12 protein-coding genes are annotated in these 13,739 nt (G+C 33.2%); 7 read left to right on the forward strand and 5 right to left on the reverse strand.

What is annotated here, in order from left to right:
- Nucleotides 1-106 precede the first annotated feature (106 nt).
- The 4 genes from Q4487_RS11285 (at nucleotide 107) to Q4487_RS11300 (ending at nucleotide 3,777) form a co-directional block, all read left to right on the forward strand.
- Complete coding sequence (locus Q4487_RS11285; protein WP_100894654.1) at nucleotides 107-1,081, forward strand: nitronate monooxygenase family protein; 975 nt, start codon at nucleotides 107-109, stop codon at nucleotides 1,079-1,081.
- Between the two features lie 4 nt (nucleotides 1,082-1,085).
- Complete coding sequence (locus Q4487_RS11290) at nucleotides 1,086-2,048, forward strand: YheT family hydrolase (protein ID WP_303541944.1); 963 nt, start codon at nucleotides 1,086-1,088, stop codon at nucleotides 2,046-2,048.
- Nucleotides 2,049-2,089: 41 nt separating this feature from the next.
- Nucleotides 2,090-2,572, forward strand: a complete 483-nt coding sequence (locus Q4487_RS11295; RefSeq protein WP_100894656.1) for a cytochrome c — start codon at nucleotides 2,090-2,092, stop codon at nucleotides 2,570-2,572.
- Nucleotides 2,573-2,736: 164 nt separating this feature from the next.
- Nucleotides 2,737-3,777 (forward strand): aldo/keto reductase, encoded by a 1,041-nt coding sequence (locus tag Q4487_RS11300; protein ID WP_100894657.1) that lies wholly within the window; start codon nucleotides 2,737-2,739, stop codon nucleotides 3,775-3,777.
- Nucleotides 3,778-3,850: 73 nt separating this feature from the next.
- On the opposite strand, the gene radA is transcribed toward Q4487_RS11300, so the two are convergent.
- From radA to panC, 5 genes are all read right to left on the reverse strand, one after another.
- Nucleotides 3,851-5,212: a DNA repair protein RadA gene (gene radA / locus Q4487_RS11305; RefSeq protein WP_100894659.1), complete on the reverse strand. Its 1,362-nt coding sequence runs from the start codon at nucleotides 5,210-5,212 to the stop codon at nucleotides 3,851-3,853.
- 88 nt (nucleotides 5,213-5,300) lie between these two features.
- Nucleotides 5,301-6,434 (reverse strand): alpha/beta hydrolase, encoded by a 1,134-nt coding sequence (locus Q4487_RS11310; protein WP_100894660.1) that lies wholly within the window; start codon nucleotides 6,432-6,434, stop codon nucleotides 5,301-5,303.
- Nucleotides 6,435-6,462: 28 nt separating this feature from the next.
- Nucleotides 6,463-7,428 carry a lysylphosphatidylglycerol synthase transmembrane domain-containing protein gene (locus tag Q4487_RS11315; protein WP_303541938.1) on the reverse strand — a complete coding sequence of 322 codons (966 nt, stop codon included), beginning with the start codon at nucleotides 7,426-7,428 and terminating at the stop codon, nucleotides 6,463-6,465.
- Nucleotides 7,429-7,432: 4 nt separating this feature from the next.
- Nucleotides 7,433-7,783, reverse strand: coding sequence for an aspartate 1-decarboxylase (panD, locus tag Q4487_RS11320; protein ID WP_013620629.1), 351 nt, complete (start codon nucleotides 7,781-7,783; stop codon nucleotides 7,433-7,435).
- Nucleotides 7,784-7,796: 13 nt separating this feature from the next.
- Nucleotides 7,797-8,642: a pantoate--beta-alanine ligase gene (gene panC / locus Q4487_RS11325; protein ID WP_303541936.1), complete on the reverse strand. Its 846-nt coding sequence runs from the start codon at nucleotides 8,640-8,642 to the stop codon at nucleotides 7,797-7,799.
- Between the two features lie 106 nt (nucleotides 8,643-8,748).
- Between panC and Q4487_RS11330 the strand changes: the two genes are divergently transcribed.
- The 3 genes from Q4487_RS11330 (at nucleotide 8,749) to glmS (ending at nucleotide 13,408) form a co-directional block, all read left to right on the forward strand.
- Nucleotides 8,749-9,558: a glycogen/starch synthase gene (locus Q4487_RS11330; protein WP_303541934.1), complete on the forward strand. Its 810-nt coding sequence runs from the start codon at nucleotides 8,749-8,751 to the stop codon at nucleotides 9,556-9,558.
- Between the two features lie 5 nt (nucleotides 9,559-9,563).
- Entirely contained in the window at nucleotides 9,564-11,432 is a 1,869-nt protein-coding gene (locus Q4487_RS11335; protein WP_303541932.1) for a DUF4270 domain-containing protein, read from the forward strand.
- A 128-nt stretch (nucleotides 11,433-11,560) separates the two neighbouring features.
- The gene (glmS, locus tag Q4487_RS11340) at nucleotides 11,561-13,408 is read left to right on the forward strand and encodes a glutamine--fructose-6-phosphate transaminase (isomerizing) (RefSeq protein ID WP_100894665.1); all 1,848 of its coding nucleotides are present in this window, start codon (nucleotides 11,561-11,563) and stop codon (nucleotides 13,406-13,408) included.
- The last annotated feature ends 331 nt before the right edge of the window (nucleotides 13,409-13,739 follow it).

Consider the following 13,739-nt stretch of genomic DNA (forward strand, 5'->3'; position numbering starts at 1 on the left):
TAATAAATGATAAAAATACTATAGTTTTGAGAAACTTAAACATATTACCCTATTAAAAGTAGTTAAATTTCTACTTTTTATTTTTTTAATTTAAAAAAACATATTCATGAGAACAATTGCCCCATTTGTAAAAGATCTTTCCCTGCCGGTAATAGCCGCACCAATGTTTTTGATTTCTGGACCAAAATTGGTTATAGAATGCTGTAAAAATGGAATAGTAGGTACATTTCCGGCACTTAATCAAAGAACAAGTGAAGGTTTTGAGGAGTGGTTAATTCAGATTAAAGAAGAGTTAAAAGCTTTTGAGGAAGAAACAGGTAAAAAAGCTGCTCCGTTTGGTGTTAACTTAATTGTACACCAAACAAACCCTAGATTAGAGGCAGATCTTATGTTATGCATAAAGCATAAGGTACCGCTAATAATAACATCTTTAGGTGCGGTGTCACAAGTAGTAGACGCGGTACATAGTTATGGAGGATTAGTTTTTCATGATGTTATAAAAAAACGTCATGCGGAAAAAGCTTCAGAAGCTGGTGTAGACGGATTAATAGTTGTTGCTGCTGGTGCAGGTGGTCATGCAGGTACATTAAATCCTATGCCTTTGGTTGCAGAAATTAAAAAGTTCTTTACTAAAACAGTTATATTATCTGGTTGTATTAGTACAGGAAGAGATATTGCTTCTGCAAGACAGATGGGGGCAGATGTTGCTTATATGGGTACGCGTTTTATAAATACTGTAGAAAGTAAGGCAACAGAAGATTATAAAAAAATGATTATTGATGCAGGTGCTAGTGATGTTGTTTATACAGCATCTATATCTGGTGTGCATGCTAACTTTTTAGGAGCAAGTTTAAAAGCAGCTGGTATTACAGAAGAAGATTTAAAAAAGGATACTAAAATAGATTTTGGTAAAGAGATGGATACCGAGGCTAAAGCATGGAAAACAATTTGGTCTGCTGGGCAAGGTGTAACTAATATTAGTAACGCTGTGCCTGTAACTGAATTAGTTGCCACCTTAAAAACTGAATTTGTAGAGGCTATTGAAGAGCAAAAGAAATTATTAGAAGTGTACCCTAAATAATATAATGCCAATATTACAATCATTTTACAATCCGCCTTTACTTTTTAAAAGTGGACATTTTTCTACACTCTACACGGGTTTATTTAGATCTGTAGAAGTGCCAACACAAAAAAGAGAGCGCATACAATTATCAGATGGTGATTTTTTAGATTTAGATTGGAGTTTTACATCTAACAAGACAGATAAAGTTGCTGTAGTTGTACATGGTTTAGAGGGTAATGCACAGCGTCCTTACATTTTAGGAGCAACAAGAGAGCTTTTGTTATGTAATTATAATGTGTGCGCAGTAAATTTAAGAGGTTGTAGCGGAGAAACAAATGTACTGTTTAGGTCTTACCACTCTGGTGCAACAGAAGATCTAGATGCTGTTGTGCAGCATATTTTGGGTTTAAAAATGTATTCTAAAATTGTATTGCAGGGTTTTAGTTTGGGAGGTAATTTAATTTTGAAGTATTTAGGAGAAAATAGGCAAAGGCCACCAGAAATTAAAGCGGGTGTAGGTGTTTCTGTTCCTTGTAGTTTGGCTAGTTCTTTAGAAGAATTGTTAAAGCCCAAAAATATACTGTATGCAACCAACTTTAAAAAACGTTTGCTTGAGAAGTTGCGAATAAAACAGGAGCAATTTCCAGATAAAATAGATGTATCAGAAATAAAAAAAATTAAAACTTTAAAAGATTTTGATGATGTATACACTAGTAGGGCAAATGGATTTGTAGATGCTTTGGATTATTATACTAAGGCAAGTTGCTTACAGTTTTTATCAGAAATAAAAGTACCTACTATAATTTTGAATGCAAAAAATGATTCTTTTTTAGGTGAAGCTTGTTATCCTGTTAATGAAGCAGAAAAAAATAGGAATTTGTTTTTAGAAATGCCGTTGTACGGAGGACACGTTGGGTTCTATGGCGACAATAACATTACGTATGCAGAAAAAAGGGCAGTTAAATTTTTAGAAGAGCAGGTTTAAATAAGAGTATTGCTTATATTAGTGCTTTAAAACTTAAACACATGAAAAAATTACTTTTAATCTTAGTTGCAGGCGTATTTATGGCGAGTTGTGGCGACAAAAAAGAGGATAAAAAATCCGATGGTTTTGAAATGAACAGAACCAAAAAAGAAGATAAAACAGCAGAAAAACAAGAAGGTGTTCCTGTAGATATGGACAACAAAGGTGTTGGTCCTATTAAATCTGTAGATTTAAGCGCAGAAGTAGATGCAGAAATGGCGGCAAATGGCGAGTCTATTTTTAACTCTAAATGTGTGGCTTGCCACGCAACAGATATGCGTTTAATTGGTCCTGCTGTAAAAGGTGTTTTAGATCGTAGAAGCCCAGAGTGGGTTATGAATATGATTTTAAACCCTGAGGGGATGTTAAAAGAAGATCCTATAGCAAAAGCATTATATAAGGAATACAATAATGCTTTAATGACTAATCAAGGTTTAACAGAAGAAGAAGCAAGAGCTATAACTGAGTATTTCAGGACGTTATAAAACTCACTTAGTAAAATATTAAAAACAGCGTTTGTCTTAGCTAAGGCAAACGCTGTTTTTTTATAGTAAAATCTGTAACAAATGCCTGTTTATATGTTTGATTAGACTATTTAATTTCCTAGATTTGGTTAAGAACATGAAGAATTTTTACCATATAAATGACTATGAAATACACTAAACTACCACATTCTAATTTAGAGGTGAGTGAAATCTGCTTAGGTACAATGACTTGGGGCAGACAAAATAATATTGAAGAAGCATTTGAACAAATGAATTATGCTTTAGAACAAGGAGTCAATTTTTTTGACACAGCAGAATTATACCCTGTACCGGCAAAGGCAGAGTTATATGCAGAGACTGAAAAAATTATAGGGAAGTGGTTTAAAGAAACAGGTAACAGAGATAAAGTTATAATAGCTTCTAAAATTGCAGGTAAAGCAGATTTTACTAAACACATTAGAACAACTGGCTTTCAAAAAGAAGGGTTAATTACTGCGGTAGAGAACAGTTTAAAACGCCTACAAACAGATGTTATTGATTTGTATCAATTACATTGGCCAGAGCGCCAGACAAACTATTTTGGACAAAGAGGGTATGAGCATAAAATAAATGACTTTTGGGAAGATAATATTCATCAAGTATTAGATACTTTAGGAGATTTAGTAAATGACGGAAAAATAAAGCACATTGGCTTGTCTAATGAAACGCCTTGGGGAACAATGCGCTTTTTAGAAGAAAGTAAAGTACACAGAAAATTACCGCGTATGTCTACCATACAAAACCCTTATAGTTTGCTTAATAGAACTTTTGAAGTTGGCTTAGCAGAAATATCTATGAGAGAGGATATTGCTTTAATACCATATTCTCCACTAGGTTTTGGAGTATTAAGTGGTAAATATCTTGGTGGTTTGCAACCGGCAAATGCAAGGGTAACTATGTTTCCTAATTACAATAGATATAGTGGAGAAAATGCGCAGAAAGCAACACAAATGTATTGTGATTTAGCCCGTGAGCACGGTTTGTCTTTACCGCAAATGGCATTGGCATATGTAAACTCTAGGCCGTTTGTAAAAAGTACAATTATAGGAGCTACCAATTTAAAGCAACTAGAAGAAAATATTGGAAGCGTAAATGTAAAGTTAACCGATGAGGTTTTAGAAAGTATAGAGGCTATACATAAGCAAATACCAAACCCAGCTCCTTAATAATATTCAAAAACAAGTAAAAATATAAAAGAGGCTTTATAATAGATAAAACCTCTTTTTATTTATAGTTTTTTTAATTAAACAAAACTCTTACTACATCTTCAATTTTTGAGACCAAGTGTACTTTTATAACTGTATTTTTTAAGGTGATTTTATTGTTTTTAGACACAAATATGGCTGTAAATCCAAGTTTTTCTGCTTCTGATATACGTTGGTCCACGCGTTGTATAGGTCTAATTTCTCCTGCTAAACCAACTTCAGCGGCAAAACATACACCTTTAGGAATTGCAATGTCTGAGTTGCTAGACAATATAGCTGCAATTACAGCTAAGTCAATAGCAGGGTCATCTACAGAAATACCACCTGTTATATTTAAAAATACATCTTTAGCGCCTAACATAAAACCGGCACGTTTTTCTAAAACGGCTAATAACATATTAAGTCTTTTTGCATTAAATCCTGTTGTAGATCTTTGTGGTGTTCCATACACAGCAGTGCTAACTAGGGCTTGTATTTCTATCATTAAGGGGCGCATGCCTTCTATAGAGGCAGAAATGGCTGTTCCGCTTAGTCCTTCATCATTTTTAGAAATTAAAATCTCTGATGGGTTATTTACTTCTCGCAAACCACTACCAAGCATCTCATAAATTCCTAATTCTGCAGTAGAGCCAAATCTATTTTTTAATGCGCGTAAAATTCTGTATACATAATTTCTGTCGCCCTCAAATTGTAAAACAGTATCTACCATATGTTCTAAAATTTTTGGTCCGGCAATAGTGCCATCCTTTGTAATATGGCCAATTAAAATAACCGGAGTATTGGTTTCTTTTGCAAACTTTATGAGTTCTGCAGTACATTCTCTAATCTGTGATATGCTACCTGCGGCAGACTCTATGTAGTCAGAGTGTAGTGTTTGTATAGAATCTATAACCAAAATATCAGGCTGAATAGTTTCTACTTGCTTAAAAATATTTTGTGTTTTAGTTTCTGTAAGTATAAAGCAAGTTTCACTATCCGTTGTTATACGGTCTGCTCTCATTTTTATTTGTTTCTGACTTTCTTCACCAGAGACATATAAAGTTTTATAAGGTAGTTTAAGCGAGACTTGTAGTAATAGTGTACTTTTTCCTATTCCTGGTTCGCCACCCAATAGTGTTAAGGAGCCAGGAACTAAGCCACCACCTAAAACCCTGTTAAACTCAAGATCATAGGTGTTAAGGCGTAATTCTTTTTCTGTGCTAATTTCTTTAACACGTAAAGGTTTAGTTGCAACTTTAGGTGTGTTGCTTGGAGGTTTCCAGCTATTTTTTTCTTCTTTTTGTATAACCTCTTCTACAATAGTATTCCATTCTTTACAAGCGCCACATTGTCCTGCCCATTTTGCGTATTGAGTACCGCAATTTTGACAAAAAAAAGCTGTTTTAGTCTTAGCCATAACCTACTTATTGGTTTTAGCCAAAGGTACTATAAAGTTTAGAATTTTATCTTTCTGCTATAGAGCTAGTCTATAGTATTTTATTAAATTAATATCCGAAGTCAGCTTTTAAAGCATCAATTTTTTCTAAAGCCATGTCTTTAGTTAAAAAGTCTATCTCGTTCATTCCAAAAGCTTTTTCAAACGTACGTAGTGCTTTTTTTGGTTCTCCTATTTCTTCAAAATATTCACCTTCAAAATAAAAGCCAAGCATTGTATCCGGAAATTCTTTTTTACAAAGGTCAGATAATTCTTTTAGAGATTCTGGTTCTTCTTTCTTTTTGCTAGCAGAATATATTGCCATAACATCATTAAGATCTACTCTTTTTGTAAAGCCAAAAGTTTCCTTAATTGTAGCGTATTTTTTTTCTAGATATGCATAAGCAGGCTCTTCAGAAGTGATAATTTTAGTTTTATACTCTTTTGGACTAATAGGTTTAAAAATTTCAAAAATATCATCAAAAGCTTTTCCTAGTCCAAAAGTAGCTATAGATGTATGGTTGGTGTCATAAGCATCAAAGTAGTACTTAAAAGTTTCTTTTTCTATTGCAGCTAATGAGGTATTAAACTCGGCAAGTTGTTTTGTGTTTTTATTTTCTTCAACAATTAAGTGGTAAAATATTTGTTTATCTATAGCTCCAATTCTATTAGCAACTCTAGATTCCATTTCTGGCGCTAAAGTTGGAGATATACTTATGTATGAGCTAAAAAGTGGGTTTTCTTTAAAAAGGTAAAAATTTTCAAAATTGGCAGTAATATCATAGCCAACAATCATTTTAAAAGGAGATATGTTGTAAGTGCTTTCTAAGTTGGGAACAACTTCCATACCCAGAAATTCAAAAAAAGCTTTGCCTTCTTCTGTTGGCAAACCATTTTCTTCATTAAAAGAACAGTCTTTTAACCTAGCTTGGTTGGCTTGTTGGTGAATGCCAACTACAATTGCTGGAGGCATACCGTGAAATCTACTAAAAAATTTGGCTTTAGCTACAACATCGTCAAACATATACTCTGCATCTAAAACAACAATTAGCGTATGTTGGTCTTCTTCATTATATTCCTCAGGAATGTAATAACTAATATCTCTTTTTTGTTGAAGTTTAAAAGATTCAAAGACTTCGGTTTTAACTTGTGCAAATGCATTTAACCCTATAAATAGGGCAAAGGTTAAGATTGTTTTTTTCATTTTGGGTTTATTCTTTGTTCTAAAAAGACTATTTGGTTCTTTTTAATAACGGTAATAGTAGAAAAGATATTGCCCCAAAAACAACAACTAACAAAGTTTGTGATATCCACATAATCCACCCAAAAGCATCACCAGAAACACTGCTTATGCCAAAAATAGCCAGAGCGCTGCTCACAACAATAGGGTAAAGTCCTATGCCGCCATTAGTTGCGGTCATTGCAAATGCTCCAAAAATAAAAGCAACTAAAAGCTGACTAATAGATAAATCTATAGTCTCTGGTACTGTAAATTTTATAACCCAGAACATTCCTATGTAAACACTCCATATAAATAGTGTATGAAAAATAAATGGCCATTTATTCTTCATTTTAAAAATACTAGTAACGCCTTGTAAAAGTCCGGTTACAAAGTCTTTAATTTTAACTAAAAAAGGGTGTGTAGATTTTTTAATGAAATAAAAGAAAGCCAAAGCGGCAACGCCTGCGCCACCTAAGAGTATAAATATTTTAGTAAGGTTAAATCCTTTATTTTTAAAGAATTCTATAATAATATCAGTCTGTAAAAAAAAGGTAACTACAATAATAAGTAATAGCATTATTAAATCTATTACTCTTTCTGTTACAATAGTTCCAAAACCTTTTTCAAAAGGAACATCTTCATAAGTTGTTAGTGCTGTGGCGCGCAAAATTTCGCCAGACCTAGGAATTCCCAAGTTGGCAAAGTATGAAGTTAATATAATAAGTATGTTATTAATTATTTTGGGTTTGTAGCCAAGTGGTTCTAAAAGGTAGTTCCATCTAATTGCTCTAGATACGTGACTTAAAACACCCATTATTAATGAGATTCCAACCCAAAATAAGTCAGCCTCTTTTATATAAAAGATAATCTGTTTTCTATCCTCGGCAGAAGTAGAATTGTAAGAGTACCAAACTAAAAACAGTCCAAACGCAATTGGAAGTACTGTTTTTAAGGTTTTTTTTAAAGAGGCGGTCAAAAAATTAGTTTAATAGATTATTTTCTTCATTAGGAAAAACCAGAGACGGATTAAATTTCTTAGCTTCCTCAATATCCATACGTGCATAAGTAATTAAAATAAGAATGTCACCAGCAGCAACTTTACGGGCAGCAGCACCATTAAGGGTAATTTCTCCACTTTTTCTTGGTCCTGGTATTGCGTAAGTTTCTAGTCTTTCGCCATTGTTATTATTAACAATTTGTACTTTTTCTCCTCTAATAATGTTAGCGGCGTCCATTAAGTCTTCATCAATGGTAATGCTGCCAATATAATTTAGGTCTGCACCTGTAACTTTTACACGGTGAATTTTAGATTTTACTACTTCTATCTGCATAATACAAAGGTAATTAATTTAAAGCTATATTGTCTATCAGTCTTATATCTTTAGCATAAACGGCAATAAAGGCTCTATATTTTTTAGTTTTAATTTTTCTTTTAATTGTTTGTAGGTTGTCTGCATTTGTAATAGTAAAATATTCTAGCTCCAATAATTTATTTTTAGCAAACTGTACAGTAACCCATTTGGTTACTTCTAATGCACTTTTTGTGCCAAATTTTTGTTTGGCATCATTTAATGTTTTGTATATGAAAGACGCTTCGGTTCGTAATTCTGGTGTTAAACGCTCATTTCTAGAGCTCATTGCTAGTCCGCTTTCTTCCCTAACTATAGGGCAACCAATAATATTTACGGGTATTTTTTTTAAAGAAACTAGTTTCTTTATAATTTGTAGTTGTTGGTAATCTTTCTCTCCAAAATAAGCATTGTCAGGTTTTCCAATGTCAAATAGTTTTTCAACAATTGTTCCAACGCCGTCAAAATGACCGTCTCTAAACTCGCCTTCCATTACTTTTTCTAAACCTCCAAAATTGTATGTGTCAGATTTTATTCCGCTTTTGTAAATTTCTTGTGCAGACGGAGCAAAAACTATAATTTTTTTAGAAGCTTCTGTTAGCAGAGCAACATCTTCCTTTAAAGTTTGAGGGTATTTTTCTAAATCTTCGGCGTTATTAAACTGCGTTGGGTTTACAAAAATGCTCACAATTACGTGATTATTATCGTTTAAGGCCTTTTTAACTAAAGAAATATGACCTTTGTGTAAAGCTCCCATAGTTGGCACCATACCTACGGATTCTTCTTTAGATACGGTAGAAAAATGATTTTCTAACTCTTCAATTTTATGAAAAATATGCATAAATTTAATTTAAAACGAGAGCAAACTTACTATAATTACCGTTAATCTCTATAATTTTTGTAATTTTGCATCCTACGCTTTTTTGATAAATAAAAATCAGCTTCTTATGAATGGTAAAAAGATATTGTTTGTATCTTCAGAATTAATGCCCTATCTCCCAGAGAATCAAGTTTCCCAAATGTCTTATGAAACACCGCGTATGGTGAATAGTAAAGGCGGGCAAATTAGAATATTTATGCCACGTTACGGTAATATAAATGAAAGAAGGCATCAGTTGCACGAAGTTATTCGTCTGTCTGGTATGAATTTAGTAATTAACGATATGGATATGCCGTTAATTATAAAAGTTGCTTCAATCCCTAAAGAACGTATTCAGGTTTATTTTATAGACAATGAAGAGTATTTTAAAAGAAAAGCAACCTTTACTGATGAAAACGGCACATTATTTCCTGATAATGATGAGCGTGCAATATTTTTTGCAAAAGGTGTTGTAGAGACAGTTAAAAAATTAAACTGGTCTCCAGACATTATTCACGTACACGGTTGGATGGCTTCTTTAGTGCCATTGTATTTAAAACAGTTTTATGCAGATGAGCCTTTATTTGCAGAAAGTAAAGTTGTTACATCTGTTTATAATCAAGGTTTTGAAGGTGAACTAGATAAAAATATTGTTAAAAAAATTGCTTTTGATGAGATAAGTGAGGATAAAGTAGATTCTTTGTCTACTCCTAACTATAATAATTTGTTAAAAGTAGCTGTAGATTATTCAGATGCTGTTATTTTAGCCTCAGATGAAGTTCCAGAAGAACTTACAGAGTATGTTACTGGTCTTGAAAAACCTGTGTTGTCTTACGTTCCTCTTCAAGAATTTGAAGAAGCGTATACCAGCTTTTATAACAATGAAGTTTTAAAATAAGTTAGATGAATTTTTACAATAAGTTTGTATTTTCTGCTTTAGCAGGGTTGTTTTTGGTGTCTGTATTTGTTTCGTGTGAAGATGAGTTAGATACTATTGGTGGAGATGTTATCTCTGGCGAACCTTTTACAGCTAAAAAAGCTGTTTACGATGTTTTTGCTTACAATAAAAAGGTTAAAGCTGTTCAAACAAATGGTTTGCCAATTTATCAGTTAGGTACTTACGCAGATCCTTTGTATGGGAAAACTACGGCTTATGTAAATTCACAATTAAGACTTGCAGGGGGTATTGCTAATCCAACTTTTGGATTGTATTCTCAGGCGATAGAAGATGAATCTACTACAGATGAGAGTGTTACAACTATACCGGAAAATGAAACAGTAACCAAGGTTACATTGTATATTCCTTTTTTAACTAAGTCAGATGCCTTGCGAGATATAGATAGCGATGGTGTAGATGATAGTTTAGATGATGAGCCAGAAGATCCAAGTAATGACTCGGACGGAGACGGACTTACTAATGCGCAAGAAAAGACTTTGGGGACAAATCCCTTAAATGCGGATACGGATGGCGACGGAACTAATGACGCTGATGAAGAGGATATAATAGAAGGGGCTTATGCTAAACAGTATGAGGTAGATAGTATTTACGGTAATGTAAGTGTTCCTTTTAATTTTAAGGTAGAGCGCTCTACGTACTTTCTTAGAGATGTAGATCCGACACAAAATTTTGAGGAAAGACAAATATATTATTCAGATTTTGAGTTTTCACCTAGTTTTATTGGTGAAACACTTTTTGATGGAGTAGCTAATTTTACGGATACAGAAACTGTAACTTACTATGAAATTGATGATCCTGATACGGATGATGATGAAAAGGGAACTGTAAAAAGAAGATTGAATCCTGGGATAGTCGTAGATTTGGAAGAGGTTATTCCATTTTTTCAAGAAAATATATTAGATAACGAAGGTCAAACAGAGCTTTTAAGTCAAACTAACTTTCAGGAGTTTATTAGGGGGCTGTACTTTACTGCGTCTGGTGGTGATGGTGATCTTATGATGTTGTTGAATTTTGATACAGCTAAAATTTATGTAGATTATACTTTTGATAAGGTAGATACTAATGATACAGCAGATGATACTTCAGATGATTCTATTGTTGAAGAAGAATCTGTTTATGTATTAGATATTAATGCCGCTTCAGGTAATACTGTTAACTCTTTTGTTAATGATGATTACCCTGTTGATATTGCTAATAAAATGGATACAGGAGAAAATGCAGATCGTATTTATTTGAAGGGTGGAGCTGGTTCATTTGCTGAAATTAAATTGTTTGACGAGGAAAATGGTAGAGATGCTATTACTGAAATTAAAAATAACAATTGGATTATTAATGAGGCTAATCTAGTTTTTTATATAGATAGAGAAACGTTAGATGCTGCAGGTGCTTCAGGTAATGCTGTAGCTGAGCCGCCAAGGTTGTATTTGTATAATGCAGAAGATAATACATCAATATATAGTTTTCCATTAAGCGGTAATGATATTCCTAATGGTCCGCTTAGTCTTGGTGCTCTTACGGGTTATGATGGTATTATAGAGACTTCAAGTGATGGTAAAGGTGTAAAATATACTATTAGAATTACCGAATACATTAACAACTTGGTTGTTCGTGATGCAGAAAATATTACATTAGGACTTTCTCTTACTTCAGATATAAGGTATAGCGTAAATGCTCAGGCAATGTTAGAAGACGGTGAAGGTGAAATTCCACTTTTGTCTGTTGTTAATCCTTTTGGAACTGTTCTTTATGGTAGCAATATTGCTGATGAGGATAAAAAACTTCAACTAGAGGTTTATTACACAGAGATAAATTAAAAAGATTTCACGACTTATACGTTTTGTAGTATTTTTAGGTTATTATAACAGTTAAGTGCTTTTTTATTTTGTATTTATATTTAGATTTGCATTAATCATTAACTATAATAATTAATAACGAATACATTATGTGTGGAATTGTAGGGTATATAGGTCATAGAGAGGCTTATCCCATTATTATAAAAGGACTAGAGCGTTTAGAGTATAGAGGTTATGATAGTGCAGGTGTTGCATTGTTTGATGGAGAGAAAATCAACCTTGCTAAAACTAAAGGCAAGGTATCAGAATTAAAAAAGAAATCAGAAGAAACTATATCAACTAAAGGGTCTATTGGTATTGGTCATACAAGGTGGGCAACCCATGGTGTTCCTAATGATGTTAATTCTCATCCTCATTATTCAAATTCAGGTGAACTAGTAATTATTCACAACGGGATTATAGAAAACTACGAGTCTATAAAAACTGAATTAATAAAAAGAGGGTATACTTTTGAATCTGACACAGATACAGAAGTTCTAATTAATCTTATTGAAGAGGTTCAAAAAAAGGAAAAAGTAAAACTTGGTAAGGCGGTTCAATTGGCCTTAAATGAGGTTGTGGGTGCTTATGCTATTGCTGTTTTTGATATCAAAAAACCAGACGAAATAGTAGTTGCTAAATTGGGGAGTCCATTAGCAATTGGTATGGGAGATAATGAGTTTTTTATAGCTTCAGATGCTTCTCCGTTTATAGAGTTTACTAATAATGCTATTTATTTAGAAGATGAAGAAATGGCTATTATTAGACTTGGTAAAGAAATCAAGCTTAGAAAAATAAAGAATGATGCAGTTGCTTATCCAAACATTTTGGAATTGCAAATGAATCTTGAAGAGATAGAGAAAGGTGGTTATGATCACTTTATGTTAAAAGAGATATACGAGCAGCCTAGAGCTATTTTAGATACTTATAGGGGGAGGTTATTAGCGGATCAGAAGCTAATAAAAATGGCTGGTATAGATGAGCATCTAGATAAATTTGTAAATGCAAACCGTATAATCATTGTTGCTTGTGGTACATCATGGCATGCAGGTTTGGTAGCGGAGTATATTTTTGAAGATTTAGCGCGCATACCTGTAGAGGTAGAATACGCTTCTGAGTTTAGATATAGAAATCCAGTTATTACAGATAAAGACGTTCTAATAGCAATTTCGCAATCAGGTGAAACTGCAGATACTCTGGCGGCTATTAAATTAGCTAAAGATAATGGTGCATTTGTATTTGGGGTTTGTAATGTCGTTGGTTCTTCTATTGCCAGAGAAACCAATGCTGGTGCTTACACGCATGCTGGTCCAGAAATCGGAGTGGCTTCAACAAAAGCATTTACAACTCAAATTACTGTTCTTAGTTTAATAGCATTAAAATTAGCTCAGGAAAAAGGTAGTTTGTCAGACGAACAGTTTACAAACTTTCTAACAGAGTTAGAGTATATTCCAACTAAAGTAGAGGTTGCGTTGCAGTCTAATGATGCTATAGAAAAAATAGCAGAAGTGTATAAAGATTCTCCTAATTGTTTGTATTTGGGTAGAGGTTATAACTTTCCTGTTGCTTTAGAAGGAGCTTTAAAATTAAAGGAAATTAGTTACATACATGCAGAAGGTTATCCTGCTGCAGAAATGAAACACGGACCTATTGCTTTAATTGATGAATCAATGCCTGTAATCGTAATTGCAACCAATAAGGGGCATTATGAAAAAGTGGTAAGTAACATTCAGGAAATCAAATCTAGAAAAGGTAAAATTATAGCGGTAGTTACAGAGGGTGATGTTCAAGTAAAAGCCTTAGCGGATCATGTAATAGAGGTTCCAGAGACTTTAGAGGCTCTTACGCCGCTATTAACTACTATTCCTTTGCAGTTGTTGTCATACCATATTGCATTAATGAGAGGTTGTAACGTAGATCAGCCACGTAATTTAGCAAAGTCTGTTACTGTAGAGTAGTAGATATATACAGTATATAAGCCCAAGGAAAATTTTACTTTGGGCTTTTTTTATGCTTAAAATTTAAAGTTGTGTTCGTTTAATATTAGAAAAACTCCCATTTATTACCCATTATACAAATAATTCTATAGGTTGATAATCGCCATTCAATAATTAAAGTAATAGGGTTTAAGAGCGGTTAAAACTGGTGGATAGATATTTTTTAAAAAAGCATCAAAAAAGAATAGGTTTTAAACGTCTGAAAAATAGCGTAATAAAGCTTGTTTTAAAAATACTTTTAAAAAAGATGTAAAAAAGACTTGTGGTGTTAGAAAAGCTGCCTATATTTGCA

The organism is Cellulophaga sp. 3_MG-2023, assembly GCF_030546975.1.
Classification (GTDB): domain Bacteria; phylum Bacteroidota; class Bacteroidia; order Flavobacteriales; family Flavobacteriaceae; genus Cellulophaga.

What these genes read in the sequence shown, in the direction of transcription:
- Q4487_RS11300 (WP_100894657.1), top strand. Translation starts at nt 2,737, where the DNA reads ATGAAATACACTAAACTACCACATTCTAATTTAGAGGTGAGTGAAATC.
- panC (WP_303541936.1), bottom strand. Translation starts at nt 8,642, where the DNA reads ATGCATATTTTTCATAAAATTGAAGAGTTAGAAAATCATTTTTCTACC.
- panD (WP_013620629.1), bottom strand. Translation starts at nt 7,783, where the DNA reads ATGCAGATAGAAGTAGTAAAATCTAAAATTCACCGTGTAAAAGTTACA.
- Q4487_RS11330 (WP_303541934.1), top strand. Translation starts at nt 8,749, where the DNA reads ATGAATGGTAAAAAGATATTGTTTGTATCTTCAGAATTAATGCCCTAT.
- glmS (WP_100894665.1), top strand. Translation starts at nt 11,561, where the DNA reads ATGTGTGGAATTGTAGGGTATATAGGTCATAGAGAGGCTTATCCCATT.
- Q4487_RS11310 (WP_100894660.1), bottom strand. Translation starts at nt 6,434, where the DNA reads ATGAAAAAAACAATCTTAACCTTTGCCCTATTTATAGGGTTAAATGCA.
- Q4487_RS11295 (WP_100894656.1), top strand. Translation starts at nt 2,090, where the DNA reads ATGAAAAAATTACTTTTAATCTTAGTTGCAGGCGTATTTATGGCGAGT.
- Q4487_RS11285 (WP_100894654.1), top strand. Translation starts at nt 107, where the DNA reads ATGAGAACAATTGCCCCATTTGTAAAAGATCTTTCCCTGCCGGTAATA.
- radA (WP_100894659.1), bottom strand. Translation starts at nt 5,212, where the DNA reads ATGGCTAAGACTAAAACAGCTTTTTTTTGTCAAAATTGCGGTACTCAA.
- Q4487_RS11290 (WP_303541944.1), top strand. Translation starts at nt 1,086, where the DNA reads ATGCCAATATTACAATCATTTTACAATCCGCCTTTACTTTTTAAAAGT.
- Q4487_RS11335 (WP_303541932.1), top strand. Translation starts at nt 9,564, where the DNA reads ATGAATTTTTACAATAAGTTTGTATTTTCTGCTTTAGCAGGGTTGTTT.